Below are 18,449 nucleotides of genomic sequence, written 5' to 3'. Positions count from 1 at the left end.
CGGGGTGCCGGTTGAGAGGACCACGGGCCACGTAGAGATGACGCGTGAAAAGCCGACGAGGAGCTGAGGATGTCCACCAACATCACCTGGCATGACCACCAGATCTCTCGCGAGGCGCGCGAGCGGCTCAACGGCCACAAGGGCTGCGTTATCTGGTTCACCGGGCTGAGCGCCAGCGGCAAGAGCACGGTCGCGAACATCGTCGAGCAGAAGCTGTACGGGCGCGGCGTGCGGAGCTACCTGCTGGACGGCGACAACGTCCGCCACGGGCTCAACGCCGGCCCGACTCTCCTCGAAGAGCGCCACGGAGTCGAGTTCGCGAAGCGGTTCGGTCTGGGGTTCTCCGCCGAGGACCGCGAGGAGAACATCCGGCGCCTCGGGGCGGTCGCGAAGTTGTTCTGCGATGCCGGGGTCATCACCTTGACGGCCTTCATCAGCCCGTACCGGCACGACCGCGACGCGGTTCGCGCCACCCTCGCCGAGGGTGATTTCCTGGAGATCTTCGTCGATACGCCGATCGAGATTTGCGAGCAGCGTGATCCGAAAGGCTTGTACAAGAAGGCGAGGGCGGGCGAGATCCGGGGTTTCACCGGAATCGACGATCCGTACGAAGCGCCGCTGAGCCCGGAGCTGCGGCTCGAGGGTGGCACGAAGGATGCGGACACGCTGGCCGAGGAAGTGGTCTCGCACCTCGAGAAGGAGGGCGTCATTCCCGCCCGTGCCGCTGCCGCCCGAGGCTTCGACACACACCGCGAAGCGAGGTCATGAGATGAACTATCACGGTCACAACGGGAAACCGATCGTGGAAAGAGTGTCCACGGACGGCGCCGCCGAACAGATCAAAGGCCTGCCGCGCGTGCCCATTTCCAAGGCGACCGCGCACGAAGTGATCAGCCTGTCCTACGGATTCTTCACCCCGCTGTCCGGGTTCATGGGCCGGCAAGAGGTCGATGGAACCCTGGACAAATTGCGGCTTCCGGACGGAACGCTGTGGAGCATCCCGATCGTGTTCGACCTGTCCTCCGACGACGTCGAGAAGCTGGGCGTCAACGAGGGCGGCAGCGTCGTGCTGGAGTACCTCGGCGCACCCATCGCGATCCTCGACGTCAGCGAGATCTACGAGTACGACCTGCAGCGCTTCGCCGAGAAGACTTACGGCACAACCGATCCCAGGCACCCGGGGGTGAAGAAGGCGCTCGCGTACGCGAACCGGTTCATCGCCGGCGACGTCACGCTCATCAACGAGCCGGTGTTCAACGAGCCCTTCAAGAGCTTCTGGCTCACGCCCAGGCAGCACCGCGATGCGCTCGCAGCGAAGGACTGGAAGCACGTCGTCGCCCACCAGACCCGCAACGTCCCCCACACCGGCCACGAGGCGCTGATGAAGCAGGCGTGGCTGGCCGCGAACGAAGACATGCCCGTCGACGACCTCAACACCGGCGTGCTCGTCAACGCCATCATCGGGCAGAAGCGGGTGGGGGACTACATCGACGAGGCCATCCTGCTGGCGCAGGACGAGCTGAGGAAGAGCGGGTACTTCCGCGAGGACGTCCACAAGGTGACCTTCACGCTGTGGGACATGCGGTACGCGGGGCCCCGCGAGGCGATCTTCCACGCAATCCTGCGGACCAACCTCGGCTGCACGCACCACATGTTCGGCCGCGACCATGCCGGCGTCGGCGACTTCTATCACCCGTATGACTCGCAGAACCTGCTGCAGCAGCACCGGTCGGAGCTGGGCATCAAACCGGTGTTCCTGCGGGAGAACTGGTACTGCCCGGAATGCCGGGAGGTGACCAACTCCGCGCTGTGCGGTCACGACTCGCAGGCGCAGAGCTTCAGCGGCAGCCTGATCCGTAGCATCCTCACCGACGAGGTGAAGCCCACCCAGCAGGTCATGCGCCACGAGGTGTTCGAGGTGGTTTTGGACTCCGCCGCCAAATACGGCCAGGGCTCGCCGTTCGTGACCGAGGATTACCTGAAGGACAGGCTGCCGGTGTTCACGCTGAACCAGTTGGAGGAAGCCACCCCATGAGCGGTGCCGAGAAGAAGATCAAGGTCAACGTGTGGATCAACGAGGAACGGCTCGCGGCGCTGGCGAACGCCGGAATGGCCGACTCGGCCAAGGATGCCTTCGCCGGCATGAAGCTGTTGGAGATCTACACCACCGAAGCGCAGAAGGACGTTGTGCTGCAACGCTTCCCGGGGGCCAAGTACGACTCCGCCACCACCAAGTCCATTGAGTTGCTGCCCAAGAAGGTAAAGGACAGGCTGTTGGAGTTGTCCATCGCGCTGCACTCCACCGGTCCCGACGTGGTGGACCACTTCCTCGCCGAGGCGCAACCCTAGCCGGAACCAACGCCGCTCAGGCGTCCAACCGGGTGAACTGCTGGCGGCGGTAGTGCTCGACGCAGGCGGCCCGCCGGATCTTGCCGCTCGTCGTCGTGGGGATCGACCCCGGTGACACCAAGACGAGGTCGGCGACGTTGAGGCCGTGTGCGCTCGAAATCGCCGCGGTGACGTCGTTTTTGACGATGGCAAGCCGGTGTAGCGCCTCCTTGTCGGAATCGTCACGCTGCTTCAATTCGATGATGGTCACCAGCTTTTCGGTCTCGTCCACCGGGACGGAGATCGCCGCGACCCGGCCCCCGGTGATCCCCTGGACCGTCGACTCGATGTCTTCGGGATAGTGGTTGCGCCCGTAGACGATCAACAGATCCTTCATCCGGCCCACGATGAACAGCTCGCCCTCGGAGACGAAGCCGAGATCGCCGGTGCGCAGCCATGGCCCTTCGGGCGTGCCGGGCGACGGGTCGGCCAGAATGCCGCCGAAGGTGCGCTCGGTCTCCTCCGGCTTCTGCCAGTAGCCGCCGGCCACGTTCTCGCCGTGGACCCAGATCTCGCCGACCGTTCCCGTTGGGCATTCCCTGCGGGTGTCGGGGTCCACGATCCGGATGGTCGGCGATTTCGGCATGCCGTAGCTGAGCAGTGGCGAGCCGGCATCCGCCGCACACGGTTGCGCGGTGCCTTCGGACAGCTTCCCGGGTTCGAAGTGCACGACTGCTGGTGCGGCCCTCACATTGCGGGTGGCGACATAGACGGTCGCTTCCGCCAGACCGTAGGACGGGCGCATCATGTGATCGCGAAAGTTGTACGGGGCGAATCGATTGCAGAACCGGTCCAGGGTGGCGGGGTGGATGCGTTCGGCACCGCTGACGATGCCCAGCACGTTGCTGAGATCGAGTCCGGCCATGTCGGCGTCGGTTGTCTTGCGGAGGGCCAGCTCCAAGGCGAAGTTCGGTCCCGCCGAGAAGCAGGGGCTGGGTTTGGCCAGCGCTTGGATCCACCTCGCGGGACGCTGCAGGAAAGCGATTGGACTGGTGAGCTCGCAGCGGTAACCGCTCAGGATCGGTATGACAACGCCTTGCATCAAGCCCATGTCGTGGTAGAAGGGCAACCACGACACGATGGTGGTGTCGGATGGCGCCATGCCATTCGAGTCCGGGAACAAGTCGAGCATCAGCTGCTGGAAGTTCACCTGAAGGTTCTGGTGCGAGATCATCACCCCGGCCGGAAGCCGGGTCGAGCCCGACGTGTACTGCAGGTACGCCGTTTCGGGGGCGCCGCTGATCCGGAGGCTCGGCGCGCCGGCGTCGTCCAAATCCAGGGTGTCGACCTCGACGATGGCCGGGGCGGGGGCCGAGTCCGTTTGGTGCAGGTACTGGGTGACGGCTTCGGCGGCCGCGGACGTGGTGAGGACGACGGTGGGCGTGGTGTCGGCCAGGACGGCGCTCACCCGTTCATCGTGCGAGCCCGCCGCCGGCACCGACAGCGGCACCGCGATCAGCCCGGCCTGCATCGCCCCCAGGAACGCCACGACGTAGGCCAGGCCCTGCGGAGCGAGGATCACCGCCCGGTCGCCGACGGCGCCGTGCCGCTTGAGCTCGTGCGCGACGTTAAGGGTCCGCCGGTAGAGCTGCGCCCACGTCAACGTCTCGGTGACGCCGCCCCAATCCTGCTCGTAGTCGGTGTACCGGAAGGCGACGTCGTCGGGCTGCAGACCCGCGCGTTCACGCAGCAGGGACACCACGGACGCGCTCGACATGGACGTTAGGTTACCGCCTTGCGCTAGGGCCCACCCGGGAGTCGCAAACTCAGCGAAAACAGCAGCCGCACCTCGGGATCGGCCAACGACGTCGTCAATAACTTCTCGATACGCCGAATGCGGTAGCGAACCGTGTTGGGGTGAACGTGTAGCGACTGCGCGGCGGCGGCGACGTCGCCGAAGCTGTCCAGATACACCCGCAGGGTTTCGGCCAGCACCGGCTCGCGGGCACGCAGGTCGACGATCCGCGGATCGACCGATCGCTCCTCGCGTCCAACCAAAGCGAGGATCTCGTCGAGCAGGACGGTGGTGCGCGCCTCGGCCAACGACGTCACCTGCGGAATCGAAATGGGATGGCGCGCAGCGCTGTCCAGCACGCGGTCCACCTCGGCTCGGGCGGCGGCGATGCCGGCGGGGCCGGCGACGGGGGCGGCGATGGCGGCCCGCAGCTGCACCCCGAGTTCGCTGCGCATCGCCGCGATCGTGCCGCGGACCCACGAGGTGACCGAACGGGTCTGCGTCTTGGGCAGCAGCACATAGATTCGCGATCCACGGGAGGCGAGCTGGGCGTCCCGCCGAAAAGCGCTGGCACTCAGCGCCATTACGTCGGCCAATCGCGCCGGGCGGGCCGCACCCGCGGTGTCCGAGGCGTCCCAGCCGATCAGGGCGGCGTCCCCGTCGGCGGCGAGGCCGAGTTCGCGGGCGACGGCGGCCACGTCGGGCTCCCCCTCGATCAGGCCCAGCAGCTGTTGCACCCGCCGCGCGTGCGTGGAGGGGCGGGCCGCAAGTCGCGCCATGATGCGCCCGGCCAGTACGGCCGCGCCCCGCAACATCTCCTCGGCGTCGGCCGCCAGCGGTCGTGTGCCCTGCTGCACCCAAATGGTGCCGGCGAACGCAGGCGGCCGCCGAGCATCGGCCTCCTGATAGATCCCGACCGCCAGCCGCGGGCGCAGGCCAAGTTCGGGACGCTCGGCGACGCGCACCACTCCGTCGCTCGCGCGCAGCGCGTCGAAAATACCCCACTGGCCGATCCATTCGAGGTGCTCGGGCGGCCCGGCCCGGCCGAGGATGGAAAGGCGGCGCAGCTCGTCGGCTTCGTCGTTGGAGGCCGAATAGGCCAGCACGTGCGATTGGGCGTTTTCGATGCTGACCATGCCGTGGATGCGGTCGGCCAGCGACTGCGCCAAACCGAACAGATCGGTGCCCGAGTCCTCCGTCGCATCGGCGCGGTCCCCGTGATGCTCCAGCACGTGGTTGACCAACTGGTAGAGCCGCTCCCAGCGGGCCCGCGGCTCGACGGCGACCATCGCCGACCCGTTGCCGACCGCCGCGCTCACCAACGCGGTGGACGGTTGCTTGGCGAAGATCGCCACCGGAACGCGCTCGCGGGCCTGCTTGTCCATCCACCGCAGCGCCTCGTCGTCGGCCACGCCCAGCAGGAAGAACACGTCGGCCGAGCTCGCGGCCGCCGCCAGCCCAAGGCGCACGTCGTCGCTGTCGATCAACGCCGCCGAGCCGACGGGAAGGTCCAGGCCCCGCGGGGCTTCCACCAGGCGGACCAGGGTCGCGTCCAGCGCGAGTAAGAGCTGACCCAGCCCCACACTGGCCATTGTCCGATCGTACTATCAACTGGCCCCTATCCTGTCCGATCAGCTAACTCCGCTGGCGCCCATGGCGAGGATCCTGGCAGCATGGACGCGATAACCCAGGTGCCGCTGCCGGCCAACGAGCCGGTCCACGACTATGCGCCGCACTCCCCGGAACGCGGCCGGCTGCGCGCCGAATTGGCCGCGCAGGCCGATCACCCCATCGACCTCCCGCACGTCATCGGCGGTACGCACCGGATGGGCGACGGGGAACGGATCGACGTAGTCCAGCCGCACCGGCATGTCGCCAAGCTGGGCACCCTGACGAACGCCGTCCACGCCGATGCGGCAGCGGCGATCGACGCGGCAATGGCCGCGAAAACGGCCTGGGCGACGATGCCGTTCGACGAGCGCGCGGCCGTATTCTTGCGCGCCGCCGACCTGCTGGCCGGGCCATGGCGGGAGAAGATCGCCGCCGCGACGATGCTGGGCCAATCCAAGTCCGTCTACCAGGCCGAGATCGACTCGCCCTGCGAGCAGATCGACTTCTGGCGGTTCAACGTGGCGTTCGCGCGCCAGATCCTGGCGCAGCAGCCGATCAGCGGACCGGGGGAGTGGAATCGCAGCGACTACCGCCCGTTGGACGGATTCGTCTATGCGATCACGCCGTTCAACTTCACCTCGATCGCCGGCAACCTGCCGACCGCACCCGCGCTGATGGGCAACGCCGTCGTGTGGAAGCCGTCGATCACCCAGACGCTGTCGGCCTATCTGACCATGCAGCTGCTCGAGGCCGCTGGGCTGCCGCCCGGTGTGATCAACCTGGTCACCGGCGACGGCTTCGCGGTTTCGGACGTGGCCCTGGCCGATCCGCGGCTGGCCGGCATCCACTTCACCGGGTCGACGGCCACCTTCCAGCACCTCTGGCAGCAGGTGGGCGCCAATATCGGCCGTTACCACAGCTATCCGCGCCTGGTAGGCGAGACCGGTGGCAAAGACTTCGTGGTGGCACACCCCTCGGCTCAGCCGGATGTGCTGCGCACCGCGCTCATTCGCGGGGCGTTCGACTACCAGGGGCAGAAATGCTCGGCGGCGTCGCGGGCGTTCATCCCGCATTCGATGTGGCGGCGCATCGGCGACGACTTCCTCGGCCAGACCGCCGCACTGCGCTACGGCGACGTCACCGACCTGACCAACTACGGCGGCGCGCTGATCGACCGGCGCGCGTTCACCAAAAACGTCGACGCCCTCGAGCGAGCGAAGAGCGCGGCCCACGTCACCATCGCCGTCGGCGGCGAATACGACGACAGCGTCGGCTATTTCGTCCGCCCCACGGTGTTGCTCTCCGATGACCCGACCGACGAAGCGTTCGCCACCGAGTATTTCGGTCCGCTGCTGTCGGTGCACGTGTATCCCGACGACGACTACGAGCGGATCTTGGACGTGATCGACACCGGGTCGCGGTACGCGTTGACCGGCGCGGTCATCGCCGACGACCGCGACGCCGTGCTCACCGCCCAGGAGCGCCTGCGGTTCGCCGCGGGGAATTTCTACGTCAACGACAAGCCGACCGGCGCGGTCGTCGGACGTCAGCCGTTCGGGGGATCGCGCGGCTCGGGCACCAACGACAAGGCCGGGTCGGTGCTGAACTTGTTGCGCTGGACGTCGGCCCGCACCATCAAGGAGACGTTCGTCCCGGCGACCCACCACACCTACCCGCACATGGCGGCCGACTGATGGGCGGCGTGTTCGCCAGCACCATTCGGCCCGCGATCATGGCCGCGAGCCGGCGACCGGGGTTGCGCCGAGCCGCCGAAGGGATGCCGGTCACCCGTCGTGTGGTGCACCGCTTCGTGCCCGGCGAGACGATCGACAGCGCGCTGGACAGCGTTGCGGCCCTCCGCTCTTCGGGTCGCTATGTCAGCGTCGACTACCTGGGCGAAGACGTCACCGGCGCCGACGACGCCGGTGCGGCGGTGCGCGTTTACCTGGACCTGATCGAGCACCTGGCCCGCTTCGGCGACAACGCCGCGGTCCGCCCCCTCGAGGTGTCGCTGAAGTTGTCGGCCCTCGGGCAGTCGCTGGATCGCGACGGTGAGCAGATCGCCCGGAAAAACGCCTTCTTGATTTGCCAAGCGGCGCAGCGGGCGGGCGTGTGGGTAACGGTGGACGCCGAAGACCACACGACGACGGACTCGACGCTGGCGATCGTGCGCGACCTGCGGTGCGATTTCCCTTGGCTGGGCGTGGCTTTGCAGGCCTACCTGCGGCGCACGCTCGACGACTGCGAGGAACTCGCGGCGGCCGGGGCGCGGATCCGGCTGTGCAAGGGCGCCTACGACGAACCGGCCGCGGTGGCCTACCGCGACCCCGCCGGGGTGACCGATGCCTACCTGCGCTGCCTGCGGGTGTTGATGGCCGGCCCGGGCTACCCGATGGTGGCCTCACACGACCCGGCCATCATCGAGGCGGTGCCCGCGCTGGCCCGCGACGTGGGCCGGGGTGCAACCGATTTCGAGTATCAGATGCTGTACGGCATCCGCGAGGTCGAACAGCGGCGGCTGGCCGCGTCCGGCAATCAGGTGCGTGTCTACGTGCCGTTCGGCACCCAGTGGTACGGGTACTTCATGCGTCGGTTGGCCGAGCGGCCCGCCAACCTGACGTTCTTCCTGCGGGCGCTGGCGCAGCGCGGTCACTGAGTGTGCGCCCAGGGTGACGACACGCCGGCGATCACTGCCGTAGCCGCACAGTCAAAGCCCGCAGTGCACACGCGATGCGCCGGTCAATCACCGCGCGCAGGCGTAGCCTTTCGGCCATGAGCCTGGTCATCGAGGAGATGCCCGATCTCGGTATCACCCGGGTCTCGCGCTGGGTCTTCAACTGTTACGTCCTGCACGGCGGCGACGGCGCGGTGGTCGTCGATGCCGGACTGCCGCGGGTCGCCAGCGATCTGGCGGCCGTTCTGGGTCGTACCGGCGGCACCGTGCATGCCGTGGTGGCGACTCACGGACACAGCGACCATGTCGCCGGCGCGGCGGAACTGACGTCCCGCTATCCCGCACCAATCTGGTTGCCCGCCCGCACACTTACCTATCTGGGCGGAGCGAAACCGCGCACGCCGACCCCGGCCCGCGCCGCGCGTATCTGGCCCACCCTGATCGACCAGCCGCTCGATCGCATCGGTGTGGCGGGGCTACTCGGCGGCGCCCGGGTGGCCGGATACGGCACGCCGGCCGGTATGCGCTGGACGGGGCCATCCCCTAGCGGCGGTCTTGCCGACGGCCAGCCGCTGCCCGGTGCGCCGGATTGGACCGTGATCAACGCGGGCGGACACACCGACGACAGCATCGCGCTGTGGAATTCGACGACCCGAACGCTGCTGTCCGGCGACGCCGTGCTGACCGTTCGCGGCAAGGTTTGGCACACACCGGAGATCGTCGACCCGGCGAGCGCCGCCGCCACCCGCAGGCGTCTCGAAGAACTACCGGTCGCACACCTGCTGCCCGGCCATGGCCGACCGGTTCACGTCGCCGAAACCGTGTGGCCCGAACAGCGCCGTTGATGTTTCAAGAGCGATCGACTGTGCGCTCACGGCTTCGAGTGTGAACGCCGGGCGGCGACACGCCGGCAACCCCCACCCTGGACGCACACTCAACGCCGCCGCGGGCGGTCGCCCGCGAAACCGCGCACCACGTGCGCGCGCACAAACTCGGCCGCCACTTCGGGATCGTCCATGTCCCGGATCGAGGACGGCGTGCTGAACAGCGAGAAGAGGATGCGCGCAAACCATTCCGCGGCGGCCTCGATGTCGAGATCCTTGCGCACCTCGCCGGTCAGGCGGGCGGCCAACAGGTAGGGCGCGAAGAAATCGACGCATTCGCGCAGCAGCACGGCGGCGTCCTTGGTCAGCAACAGGCTGACGGCATCCTCGTCGAAGTACTTCTCGGAGGCGATGGACCGCCGGGCCTGGGTCACGAAAACAGCCGCCTGGCTTAACTTTTCTTCGAGCGAGCCGCCCCGATCCATGGCTCTGGACATCTCGCGATAGAACCACTCGGAAGCGTGTTCTGCGCACGCCTCGATGATGGCGCGCTTGTCGCTGAAGTACTCGTAGATGGTGCTGCGGGACACGCCGGCCGTCCGGGCGATGTCGACAATCGTCGCCTTCTGCAGCCCCTGCTTGCGAAAGCAGGCGTATGCGGATTCCACGATGAGCTCGCGCGTATCGGCCGCCTGTGTCAATGCGGAAGCTTCAGTCGTCATGGAAGATGTGCCTGTCGGACCCGCAGATGCCGGCCATCCGCAACTTGAGCGCCGCCGTCCCGGGTGCCGGGGTGGACAACGGAAATTCGGCCAGCTCGATGGGCCCGCCGTGGGCGGTCAGCAGCGCGAGCTTCGGCATGATGGTTCCCCTCAGTTGGCGGGCGCCAGGATCAGCCCACTGGTGGGTACCCCGGTGCCCGAGGTGACCAAGACGTGTTCGACGTTGTCGACCTGGTTGTAGGACGTGCCGCGCACCTGGCGCACCCCCTCGGTGATGCCGTTCATGCCGTGGATGTAGGCCTCGCCGAGCAGGCCGCCGTTGGTGTTGATCGGGAAATCCCCACCCAGCGACAGCCGCTCGACGGTGGCGAAGTCCTTCGCTTCGCCGCGCCCACAGAACCCGAGCTCCTCGAGCTGGGTGAACACGAACGGCGTGAAATGGTCGTAGATGAAGGCGGTTTGGATGTCTTGGGGCTTGAGCTCCGAGTCACGCCACAGCCTGTTCGCGACCACGCCCATCTCGGGCAGGCCGGTGATGTCGTCGCGGTAGTAGCTGGTCATCATCTCGCCGTTGGCGGCCGCGCCCTGGGCGGCCGCGGTGATGATCGCCGGCGGCTGCCGCAGGTCGCGTGCGCGCTCGGCGCTGGTGACGACGAGCGCGACCCCGCCGTCGCTTTCCTGACAGCAATCCAGCAGGCGCAGCACCGGTTCGATGATCCAGCGCGAATTCTGGTGGTCTTCCAGCGTGATCGGGCGCTGGTAGAACCAGGCATCGGGATTGCGCGCCGCGTGCGCGCGGTCGACCACCGCGATGCGGCCGAAGTCCTCGTTGGTGACCCCGTACGTCGACATGTAACGCTGTGCGTGCATGGCGACCCACGCTGCGGGAGTCAGCAATCCGAACGGCGCGTAGTGCGCCATGAACAACGGTGTTTCCGCCATGCTGCGTCCGCTGCCGCCGAACCGGAAACCGGACCGCTCGTTGAAGGCGCGCCAGCACACCACGACGTCGGCGACGCCCGTGGCGACGGCCATCGCGGCGTGCACCACGGTGCCGGCGGCGGCACCCCCGCCGTGGTGGACGCGGGAGAAGAAGCTCAGGTCGCCGATCCCCACGTTGCGCGCGATGTCGATCTCGTCGCTGGAGTCCATGGTGAACGTGACCATGCCGTCGACGTCACCGGGCGCCAGGCCGGCGTCGTCGAGGGCGGCACTGACCGCCTCGCACGCCAATTGCAGTTCGCTGCGGCCGGATTCCTTGGAGAACTCGGTCTGGCCGATCCCGACGATGGCGGCCGCACCGGGCAGCGAGCCGCTCACGCTTGACTCGTTTCGGGCGCCCCGTCGAGCAGGCTGAGGATCGCGGTGCCCGAGACGTGATCGCCCAAGCTGTTGGAGCCCTTGAGCGTCACCTCGACGAAGTTCTCACCCCCGGCGCCCTCGGTCTTTCCGGTGACGCTGCCGGTGAAGCGCAGCGGGTCGTCCGGAAAGCACGGCACGCCAAGGCGAATCGACAGCTTCTTGACCATCGCTTCGGGCCCGGCCCAGTCGGTGAGGAACCGCACGCAGTAGCCGTTGGTGGTCAGGATGTTCATGAACAGGTTGGGCGACCCCTGCTTGTTGGCGTAGTCGCGGTCGTGGTGCACGGGCATGAAGTCGCGGGTGGCGATCGCCCCGGCGACGATCATCGTCGTGGTGATCGGGACGTCAAGCGGGGTGACCTCGTCGCCGACGGAGATGTCCGCCCAGCGCAGGGTGCTGGTGCGGCTCGCGGTGGTCGTCATGGTAGTCCTTCCGAATAGGTCGCGCCGCGGTGGGCCAGCTTGCAGGTTGTTTCCTGCTCTTCGGTGAACGTGAAGTCCATGGCCCCCGCCTACGTGGCCGGCCGAAACTGGTGCAGTACCAGGTCGTTATCGAAACTCTGGTAGTAGACCTCGACCGGCATCCCCGTCCTCACGTCCGGCGGGTCGACACCGGTCAGGTTCGATACCAGCCGCACACCCTCCTCGAGTTCCACCAGCACGACGACATAGGGGTATTCGAAGAACGGGAACTTCGGTTCGTGCGGCATCACGTGGCTGTAGACGGTGCCGCGGCCCGACGACTCGACGGCGTCCCAGTCCAGGGAACGGCAATGGGGGCACATCGGGCGGGGTGGGTGGCGCAGCTGTCCGCATCCGCCGCAGCGTTGGATCAGAAGCTTGTTGTCCCGCAACCCGTTCCAGAAGAACTCGGTGTCCTTGGTGATGGCGGGCGCCAGTCTGGTGGCCATCAGCCCTCCGGCCGGAATCGCAGCACACGGAACCGCTGGCGCCCCAGAACTTCTCCGTTCTGGTCGGTGTAGGTCGTCAGCCAGGTCAGAAAGAAGCCGGTGCCCAGCGCCGTCTTCTTTTCGTCGGAGACCGATTCGTACACTGTCGTCGCGCTGATGACGTCGCCCAGGCGTGGGTAGCGCTCGATCTCGAACTCCGAGTTGGTGGCCACCGTGCTGGTGTAGCCGGCCTCGTCGAGGAAAGCCGTTGGGTTGCCCTTGATTTCGATGGGAGCGCCCCCGCGCTCGCCGATGCCTTCCAGGATCGGCGACGGCATGGTCCAGGTCTGCAGCATCACCGGCGGTGACACGATGCCGCCGAACCGTGATTTCCCGGCGAACCCGGGGTCGAGGTAGACGGGGTTCATGTCGGCCATCGCGTACGCCCAGTGCCGGATCATCGGCTGGTTGACCGGATCCGGCGCCACCGACGGTTTTCCGGTGCCGCCGGTCGGCTGGCCGACGAGGGCCCGCACCTTGGCGCTGACGGTTTCTGAGTCGGTCACTGGCTGCTGTCCTCCTAGGTTGTGGTGGCGCGAAGGTCACGCGGGGCGCTCGGCATGCCCAATCCGGCCATGGAGATGATGTCACGCTGAATTGCGTAGGCGCCGCCGCTCCAGCACACCGGCGCGGTCGCGCGCAGCTCGCGGTACGCCGGGTGCGGATCGCCGTCCTCGAAGTCGGGGGAGTGCAACCAAGAAGCGGGCAAAGTGGTCCGCACGGCGGCCTCCCTGGCCAGAAGATCAGACATATTAGCACGATGTGTCTTGCGGCCTTGTGTCTACCGCGCGCCGCCTGCTGGTGTCAATACCGACGCGGCACTGGGGAAATGGTGTGTAACTCGCGTGGTTAGTGATTGACGACGCCCGGCCATGGGTGTACACCAAGTGGTTAGATGACCGACGTTCGGGTGAGGAACCGCATGACCGAGCTGCAAACTCCGGGATCTCTTGTCGACACCTATCAGCTCTACATCGACGGCAGATGGGTCGAGCCGGAGGACGGTCGCTACGACGACATCAACCCGGCCACCGAAGAATCCATCGGCACCGCACCCGACGCCAGTGTCGCCCAGGTCGGCGCGGCGATCGCCGCCGCGCGGGCGGCCTTCGACAGCGGGCCGTGGGGCCGGATGAGCCCCGACGAGAGGGCCGGCTGCCTCAACCAGCTGGGTGCGGCCTTGCTCAAGCACGCCGACGAGATCTTCGCGCTGTCCCAGGTCGAGTGGGGCTGCGTCGGGGTCGAGCGCATGATGCAAATCGACGGCGCCGGCTACATGTCCATGCATGCGGCCCAGCTCGCGACGAAGTTGGTCGACGAGCCGGTCACCGGGATCGGTGCCGGGACGACGTTGCTGCGCCGCGAGCCGCTCGGAGTCGTGTCGATCCTGACGCCGTGGAACTTCCCGCACTGTCTCAACGTGATGAAGGTGAACAACGCCCTGGCCGCGGGCAACACCGTCGTGCTCAAGCCCTCGCCGCTGACGCCGCTCGCGGGCCTTGCGCTGGCGCGCATCATCGACGAAGAGACCGACATTCCGCCGGGCGTGGTCAATGTGGTCACGCCCTCGGGGCTCGAAGCCGCCAAATCGCTCACGACGGATCCTCGCATCGACATGATCAGCTTCACCGGGAGCTCCGCCGTCGGTTGCGAGGTCATGCGGGCCGCGGGCGACGCCATGAAGCGGCTGTTGCTGGAGTGCGGCGGGAAATCGGCGAGCATCATCCTCGACGACACGCAGCTGACCGACGAGATGCTGCGTCAGATGCTCTTCGATTGCTGCTCGTTGCACGCCGGGCAGGCCTGCATCCTGCACAGCCGGCTGCTGCTTCCCGATTCGTTGCACGACGACGTCGTGGACCGGCTCGTCGAGCTCGCCCGCGACGTCAAGGTCGGCGACCCCAGGGACCCGACGGTGGAGATGGGGCCGCTCATCAGCGCGGCGCAACGCGAGCGTGTGCAGGCGCACGTCGACGGCGCGGTCAACGAGGGAGCGAAGCTGGCGACCGGCGGCGGCCGCCCGGCCGACCTGGATACCGGCTTCTACTTCGAACCGACGATTCTCACTGGTGTGCAACCGAATTCGACGATCGCACAGGAGGAAGTGTTCGGGCCCGTGCTGTCGGTGCTGCGCTACCGCGACGACGACGACGCCGTCGCGATCGCGAACAACTCGTGCTACGGGCTTTCCGGCGCCGTGTGGGGCACCGACGTGGACCGGGCCGTCGCGGTGGCCCGGCGCATGCGCACCGGTCAGGTCGCGGTCAACGGCGTCGGGCCGGGCGATGCGCCGTTCGGCGGCTACAAGCTGAGCGGGTTCGGCCGGGAGAGTGGCGGAATCAGCGGACTGCACCAGTACATGGAGGTGAAGGCCATCGGGATCCCGGCATGACGGGTCCCCTTGCCGGGCTCCATGTCGTCGAACTCGCCAACGAGATCTCAGGTCCTTACGCCGCAAAGCTTTTCGTCGACCTCGGTGCCGAGGTCACCAAAATAGAGCCGCCCGCCGGGGATTCGTTGCGCCGCTGGGGTCCGTTCCCCGGGGGAGTCTGCGACCCACAGCGCTCCGGACTGTTCGAGTACCTCAACGCCGGAAAGTGCGGCGTCACCCTCGATCTGGCCGAGCCGGGCGATCTGGCGGCGATCCGGGAGCTCATCACGCAGGCGCACGTGCTCATCGAGGACTTCGGTCCGGGAATATTGGAACGCCGGGGGCTGGGCCCGGACGCCTTGAGCCGGCTGAACCCAAACCTGGTGCTGCTGCGCATCTCTGGATTCGGTCAGTGCGGGCCCTGGCGTCAGCGGCAAGCCACACCCCTGACCGCGCAGGCGGCGTCGGGATGGATCAGCGCCCGGGATCCGGACCGCCCACCTGTGCAGGTCGGCGCCCGCATCTCCGAGTACGTCGCAGGTGTTTACGGCGCGCTGGGCGCGCTGACCGCGTTGCGGTTGCCGGCCGCCGGCGGGGTCAGAGAGGTGGACGTCTCCCAGCTCGAAGCGCTGCTGTCGACGCTGCCCTATCCGATGCTGATGGCACAGCGCATGAAAAGCCTCGGCTTGCCCGCGAACCTGCGGTCGGCACCCATGCTGGGTGTCGTCCGGGGCGCCGACGGCTGGGTGGGCATCAACTGCCTGACCGGCCAGCACTGGCTGGATGTGTGTGCCATGCTCGGCCTGCCCGAGTACGGCGAGCATCAGCTCTCGATCATGATGGGCGGCCCGGAGCGCGACGAATTCTTCCGCAAGGCGGAGCCGTTGCTCGCCCAGCAGACTGTCGCAGAGATCGTGGAACTCGCTCAGGCCCTGCGCATCCCGGCCGCCCCGGTCAACGACGGGGCCACCGTGTCGACCTGCCCGCAGTACGCCGAGCGCGGTTTCTTCGTGCAATCCGGTGGGCCCGGGTGGTCGTTCCAGCGACCCGGGCCGCCGTTCCGCTTCGCGAAAACCCCGGTGCCCCAACCCCGTCCGGCGCCGAACCTGGGCACGGGCCCCGAACCGTGGGCCACCAAGGCCCGCTCGCTCAACACGACCGAAGGGCCGCTGCCCTTTTCCGGCGTGCGCGTCCTCGACCTGACCACGTTCTGGGCCGGCGCCTACCTGACGTGCTACCTGGGCGCGTTCGGCGCCGACATCGTCAAGGTCGAGTCGATCCAGCGGCCTGACGGGCACCGCTACTCCGGCGCTTTCGCCTACGAGGGCGACGACTGGTACGAACGCAGCCCAATCTGGCAGGGTACCAACCTCAACAAGCGCGACCTCACCCTCGACCTGACCTCCGAGCGGGGCCTCGACATCGCCCGGCGGCTCGCCGCGGAGGCCGACGTGGTCGTGGAGAACTTCTCGCCCCGGGTGGTCGAGCAGTTCGGCCTGGACTACGACGCGCTGGTGGCACTGAACCCCGACGTGATCGTTGTGCGGATGCCGGGATACGGCCTGCGAGGCCCGTGGCGCGACTACGTCGGGTGGGCGCTGAACTTCGAGCAGACCTCGGGGATGTCGGCCGTGACCGGCTACCCCGACGGTCCGCCGTGCAACCCGCAGGGCCCCGCCGATCCCATCGTCGGCGTGCACGCGGGGGTGGCACTGCTTGCCGCCCTCGAGCACCGACGCCGAACGGGGGAGGGCCAGCTGATCGAGATCGCTCAGATCGAGGTCGCGGCCTGCGTGACCGCGGAACCGGTGATCGAGTATTCGATGACCGGCGTCGTGTCCCCGCGCCGGGGCGACCGGCAGCGCGGCTACCTGCAAGGCGTTTACCCGACCGCGGAGGACGGCGTATGGGTCGCGCTGTCGCTGCCCAACGACGGGCGGCTCGGCCACGAAGTGTTCGACGAGATGGTCGCCGCGTGGACGCGCACACAGACCGCATCAGCGGTCGTGGAAGCCCTTCAGACACAAGGTATCCCGGCCGAGCGGGTGATCACCGGCGACCGGATGTACGACGGCGTCCTTATTGGCGCCCAGCTCGACGCGCGCGGCTACTACGAGGAACTCCTGCACCCGATCACCGGACCGCACCGCTATCCCGGCTGGCCGTTTCGCATCACCCCCGGACCGGCCCGCCACCACAATGCCGCCCCGCCGACGCTGGGCCAGCACAACGGCGAAGTACTGGCCGGTCTGGGCCTGTCGGTGGCCGAGGTCGCGAGCCTGCGGGCCGGGCGGGTCATCGGGGAGCGGCCGCTGGGCGCCTGAGCAGGATGTCACGCAGCAGTGGGGGCGGCCCAACGGGCCTGAGGACGTCGGTCCTACTTTGCCGAAATTGGTAGAATTGGGTGACTTTCCCCAGTATGCGTCCAAAGAGCCCAGGAGTTTCAAATGCATGAGCATCGCCACGTCGAATGGGATCCTGACACGAGACGCATCCTGACCAACCGGCTCCTATTGCGCCCATGGCAGCTCGACGACGACATCGCCGCCTTTGGGATATACAGCGCGCCGGAGGTTTCGCGTTGGCTGTGTCCGGCGCTGCCAGTGATCACCGACGACGCTACGATGCGCCAACTCTTGGGCACATGGATCGCCGAAAGCGACGCGACCGGCCTCCCCCTCGGCCGATGGGCGATTACCGATAGACACTCTGGCGACTTGATCGGCGGAGTGGCGCTACTCCCCCTGCCGCCCGGCCGCACCGATCTCGAGATCGGCTGGCAGGTGGCACCCACGCGGTGGGGTCACGGTTACGGTGCGGAAGCCGGTCATGCAGTGGCCCATCAAGCATTCACAAACGTCGGTGTCAGTGAGGTATTCGCCGTCGTGCGGCCAGGCAATCGTCGCGGGGTGGCCACGGCGCGGCGAGTGGGAATGGAATGGGTCGGTGAGACCGACAAGTACTACAACCTGACCCTTGAGGTCTACCGTCTGAGCAAAGCTGATCTGGACCTGCCAGAGCCGGCCTGCGCGCCGGCGCCAGGATCGCAACAGTCCTGAACACCACAGCTGTGTTGCCCCCACGCGCCCGCCCGAACCGTAGTGGGGCGTGGACCCCAGGTCGGCAATCAACCCGTAATCTGATGGCATGCTCCCCGGCTGGCGACCAGCTGCCAGCGACGAGTCGCGGACGAGCGACGCGTGACCGCATCCTCAGCTGTGCCGCGGAATTGCTGGTGACGGAGGGGTTTCCGCGGTAAGTCAGGATCGGTTACGCGAAGCCGCCTCGGTCAGTGGATCACAGCTGCTTAGCGACTCAGTACACGATAGAAGGTGACCTGGGGCTTGCCGCCCTCGGCGAACTCGGCCAAGGCTTCTACGCTGAGCGCAAAATGATTGGTTTGAACGTGAAGGTCGACGGCGTGCTGATTCCGGAACCGCTGGTAAAGCGTGAAATGCCCCGGACGATCACGGTCTTCGTGGAGGCGGAAGGTGCTGACGTCGGCCTCGGCCAGCGACTGAGGGATCAACTCGACAAGCGCACGCCGCAGGTCGTCTCCTTTGCCCGGCAACGCCGTGGCATCGGTGATCAGCACCACTTCTTCATCTGGGCTGTACATGGTTGACACTCCTTCACCGTCGCCGAAGGCCGCGGGCAATCGCGATAATCCGTAAGTCCCTTGCAGGCCTTGCTATTTCATGTACACGTCGGCACATGCTTATTGTCCTGGACAGCGGACGAGCGTTCTGACTGAGCTGCAATGGCAGTCTGATGGCTGGGTCGCCTGCAGTAGACGTTGAAGCCCGTTGGCTG

General features: G+C 67.3%; 19 protein-coding genes. 9 read left to right on the top strand and 10 right to left on the bottom strand.

Features of this window, described 5'->3' with window-relative positions; all coding sequences use genetic code 11:
• Positions 1 to 69: 69 nt before the first annotated feature.
• Genes cysC through A5750_RS04505 form a run of 3 tightly spaced genes read left to right on the top strand, consistent with a single transcriptional unit; the run spans position 70 to position 2,349 of the window.
• The gene (cysC, locus tag A5750_RS04515) at positions 70 to 768 is read left to right on the top strand and encodes an adenylyl-sulfate kinase (RefSeq protein ID WP_066951468.1); all 699 of its coding nucleotides are present in this window, start codon (positions 70 to 72) and stop codon (positions 766 to 768) included.
• A gap of 1 nt (position 769) precedes the next feature.
• Complete coding sequence (gene sat / locus A5750_RS04510) at positions 770 to 2,035, top strand: sulfate adenylyltransferase (protein ID WP_067261329.1); 1,266 nt, start codon at positions 770 to 772, stop codon at positions 2,033 to 2,035.
• The gene (locus A5750_RS04505; RefSeq protein ID WP_067261328.1) at positions 2,032 to 2,349 is read left to right on the top strand and encodes a hypothetical protein; all 318 of its coding nucleotides are present in this window, start codon (positions 2,032 to 2,034) and stop codon (positions 2,347 to 2,349) included. Before sat ends, A5750_RS04505 begins: the two co-directional genes overlap by 4 nt.
• Positions 2,350 to 2,365: 16 nt before the next feature.
• Here A5750_RS04505 and fadD21 read toward each other — a convergent pair whose 3' ends face one another.
• A complete protein-coding gene (gene fadD21 / locus A5750_RS04500) occupies positions 2,366 to 4,105 on the bottom strand; it encodes a fatty-acid--AMP ligase FAAL21/FadD21 (protein ID WP_067261327.1) in 1,740 nt (579 codons plus the stop codon).
• Positions 4,106 to 4,128: 23 nt separating this feature from the next.
• The gene (locus tag A5750_RS04495) at positions 4,129 to 5,715 is read right to left on the bottom strand and encodes a CdaR family transcriptional regulator (RefSeq protein ID WP_066951452.1); all 1,587 of its coding nucleotides are present in this window, start codon (positions 5,713 to 5,715) and stop codon (positions 4,129 to 4,131) included.
• An 81-nt stretch (positions 5,716 to 5,796) separates the two neighbouring features.
• Here A5750_RS04495 and pruA point away from each other — a divergent pair, with 81 nt between their 5' ends.
• The 3 genes from pruA (at position 5,797) to A5750_RS04480 (ending at position 9,253) form a co-directional block, all read left to right on the top strand.
• Positions 5,797 to 7,428 (top strand): L-glutamate gamma-semialdehyde dehydrogenase, encoded by a 1,632-nt coding sequence (gene pruA, locus A5750_RS04490; protein ID WP_066951448.1) that lies wholly within the window; start codon positions 5,797 to 5,799, stop codon positions 7,426 to 7,428.
• The gene (locus A5750_RS04485) at positions 7,428 to 8,390 is read left to right on the top strand and encodes a proline dehydrogenase family protein (RefSeq protein WP_066951444.1); all 963 of its coding nucleotides are present in this window, start codon (positions 7,428 to 7,430) and stop codon (positions 8,388 to 8,390) included. Before pruA ends, A5750_RS04485 begins: the two co-directional genes overlap by 1 nt.
• Positions 8,391 to 8,506: 116 nt before the next feature.
• Positions 8,507 to 9,253, top strand: coding sequence for an MBL fold metallo-hydrolase (locus tag A5750_RS04480; RefSeq protein WP_066951439.1), 747 nt, complete (start codon positions 8,507 to 8,509; stop codon positions 9,251 to 9,253).
• 89 nt (positions 9,254 to 9,342) lie between these two features.
• On the opposite strand, the gene A5750_RS04475 is transcribed toward A5750_RS04480, so the two are convergent.
• The 7 genes from A5750_RS04475 to A5750_RS25170 all read right to left on the bottom strand — a co-directional run bounded on the left by A5750_RS04475 (position 9,343) and on the right by A5750_RS25170 (position 13,016).
• Complete coding sequence (locus A5750_RS04475; protein WP_066944992.1) at positions 9,343 to 9,954, bottom strand: TetR/AcrR family transcriptional regulator; 612 nt, start codon at positions 9,952 to 9,954, stop codon at positions 9,343 to 9,345.
• On the bottom strand, positions 9,944 to 10,093 hold the full coding sequence (locus tag A5750_RS25720; protein WP_231989130.1) for a hypothetical protein: 150 nt from the start codon (positions 10,091 to 10,093) through the stop codon (positions 9,944 to 9,946). The genes A5750_RS04475 and A5750_RS25720 overlap by 11 nt, the downstream gene beginning before the upstream one ends.
• 11 nt (positions 10,094 to 10,104) lie before the next feature.
• Positions 10,105 to 11,274 carry a lipid-transfer protein gene (locus A5750_RS04470; protein WP_066944989.1) on the bottom strand — a complete coding sequence of 390 codons (1,170 nt, stop codon included), beginning with the start codon at positions 11,272 to 11,274 and terminating at the stop codon, positions 10,105 to 10,107.
• Positions 11,271 to 11,738: a MaoC family dehydratase gene (locus A5750_RS04465; protein WP_066944985.1), complete on the bottom strand. Its 468-nt coding sequence runs from the start codon at positions 11,736 to 11,738 to the stop codon at positions 11,271 to 11,273. The genes A5750_RS04470 and A5750_RS04465 overlap by 4 nt, the downstream gene beginning before the upstream one ends.
• A gap of 89 nt (positions 11,739 to 11,827) precedes the next feature.
• Positions 11,828 to 12,226: a Zn-ribbon domain-containing OB-fold protein gene (locus tag A5750_RS04460; RefSeq protein WP_066944980.1), complete on the bottom strand. Its 399-nt coding sequence runs from the start codon at positions 12,224 to 12,226 to the stop codon at positions 11,828 to 11,830.
• On the bottom strand, positions 12,226 to 12,771 hold the full coding sequence (locus tag A5750_RS04455) for a MaoC family dehydratase N-terminal domain-containing protein (RefSeq protein WP_066944975.1): 546 nt from the start codon (positions 12,769 to 12,771) through the stop codon (positions 12,226 to 12,228). Before A5750_RS04455 ends, A5750_RS04460 begins: the two co-directional genes overlap by 1 nt.
• Positions 12,772 to 12,785: 14 nt before the next feature.
• Positions 12,786 to 13,016, bottom strand: coding sequence for a hypothetical protein (locus tag A5750_RS25170; protein ID WP_197505349.1), 231 nt, complete (start codon positions 13,014 to 13,016; stop codon positions 12,786 to 12,788).
• 171 nt (positions 13,017 to 13,187) lie between these two features.
• On the opposite strand from A5750_RS25170, the gene A5750_RS04450 reads away from it, so the two are divergent.
• The 3 genes from A5750_RS04450 (at position 13,188) to A5750_RS04440 (ending at position 17,695) form a co-directional block, all read left to right on the top strand.
• Positions 13,188 to 14,657, top strand: a complete 1,470-nt coding sequence (locus A5750_RS04450; protein ID WP_066945008.1) for an aldehyde dehydrogenase family protein — start codon at positions 13,188 to 13,190, stop codon at positions 14,655 to 14,657.
• Positions 14,654 to 16,960, top strand: a complete 2,307-nt coding sequence (locus A5750_RS04445) for a CaiB/BaiF CoA-transferase family protein (RefSeq protein WP_066944971.1) — start codon at positions 14,654 to 14,656, stop codon at positions 16,958 to 16,960. Before A5750_RS04450 ends, A5750_RS04445 begins: the two co-directional genes overlap by 4 nt.
• Positions 16,961 to 17,083: 123 nt before the next feature.
• The gene (locus A5750_RS04440) at positions 17,084 to 17,695 is read left to right on the top strand and encodes a GNAT family N-acetyltransferase (RefSeq protein ID WP_066944967.1); all 612 of its coding nucleotides are present in this window, start codon (positions 17,084 to 17,086) and stop codon (positions 17,693 to 17,695) included.
• Between the two features lie 248 nt (positions 17,696 to 17,943).
• On the opposite strand, the gene A5750_RS04435 is transcribed toward A5750_RS04440, so the two are convergent.
• Positions 17,944 to 18,255 (bottom strand): putative quinol monooxygenase, encoded by a 312-nt coding sequence (locus tag A5750_RS04435; protein ID WP_066944963.1) that lies wholly within the window; start codon positions 18,253 to 18,255, stop codon positions 17,944 to 17,946.
• Positions 18,256 to 18,449: the final 194 nt, after the last annotated feature.

The organism is Mycobacterium sp. 852002-51613_SCH5001154 (genome assembly GCF_001667425.1).
In the GTDB taxonomy this organism is placed as follows: Bacteria; Actinomycetota; Actinomycetes; order Mycobacteriales; family Mycobacteriaceae; genus Mycobacterium.
This window is presented reverse-complemented; position numbering and strand designations above follow the sequence as displayed.

Coding starts and splice junctions, on each gene's coding strand:
- cysC (WP_066951468.1), top strand. CDS start 70: ATGTCCACCAACATCACCTGGCATGACCACCAGATCTCTCGCGAGGCG.
- sat (WP_067261329.1), top strand. CDS start 770: ATGAACTATCACGGTCACAACGGGAAACCGATCGTGGAAAGAGTGTCC.
- A5750_RS04505 (WP_067261328.1), top strand. CDS start 2,032: ATGAGCGGTGCCGAGAAGAAGATCAAGGTCAACGTGTGGATCAACGAG.
- fadD21 (WP_067261327.1), bottom strand. CDS start 4,105: ATGTCGAGCGCGTCCGTGGTGTCCCTGCTGCGTGAACGCGCGGGTCTG.
- A5750_RS04495 (WP_066951452.1), bottom strand. CDS start 5,715: ATGGCCAGTGTGGGGCTGGGTCAGCTCTTACTCGCGCTGGACGCGACC.
- pruA (WP_066951448.1), top strand. CDS start 5,797: ATGGACGCGATAACCCAGGTGCCGCTGCCGGCCAACGAGCCGGTCCAC.
- A5750_RS04485 (WP_066951444.1), top strand. CDS start 7,428: ATGGGCGGCGTGTTCGCCAGCACCATTCGGCCCGCGATCATGGCCGCG.
- A5750_RS04480 (WP_066951439.1), top strand. CDS start 8,507: ATGAGCCTGGTCATCGAGGAGATGCCCGATCTCGGTATCACCCGGGTC.
- A5750_RS04475 (WP_066944992.1), bottom strand. CDS start 9,954: ATGACGACTGAAGCTTCCGCATTGACACAGGCGGCCGATACGCGCGAG.
- A5750_RS25720 (WP_231989130.1), bottom strand. CDS start 10,093: ATGCCGAAGCTCGCGCTGCTGACCGCCCACGGCGGGCCCATCGAGCTG.
- A5750_RS04465 (WP_066944985.1), bottom strand. CDS start 11,738: ATGACGACCACCGCGAGCCGCACCAGCACCCTGCGCTGGGCGGACATC.
- A5750_RS04460 (WP_066944980.1), bottom strand. CDS start 12,226: ATGGCCACCAGACTGGCGCCCGCCATCACCAAGGACACCGAGTTCTTC.
- A5750_RS25170 (WP_197505349.1), bottom strand. CDS start 13,016: ATGTCTGATCTTCTGGCCAGGGAGGCCGCCGTGCGGACCACTTTGCCC.
- A5750_RS04450 (WP_066945008.1), top strand. CDS start 13,188: ATGACCGAGCTGCAAACTCCGGGATCTCTTGTCGACACCTATCAGCTC.
- A5750_RS04445 (WP_066944971.1), top strand. CDS start 14,654: ATGACGGGTCCCCTTGCCGGGCTCCATGTCGTCGAACTCGCCAACGAG.
- A5750_RS04440 (WP_066944967.1), top strand. CDS start 17,084: ATGCATGAGCATCGCCACGTCGAATGGGATCCTGACACGAGACGCATC.
- A5750_RS04435 (WP_066944963.1), bottom strand. CDS start 18,255: ATGTACAGCCCAGATGAAGAAGTGGTGCTGATCACCGATGCCACGGCG.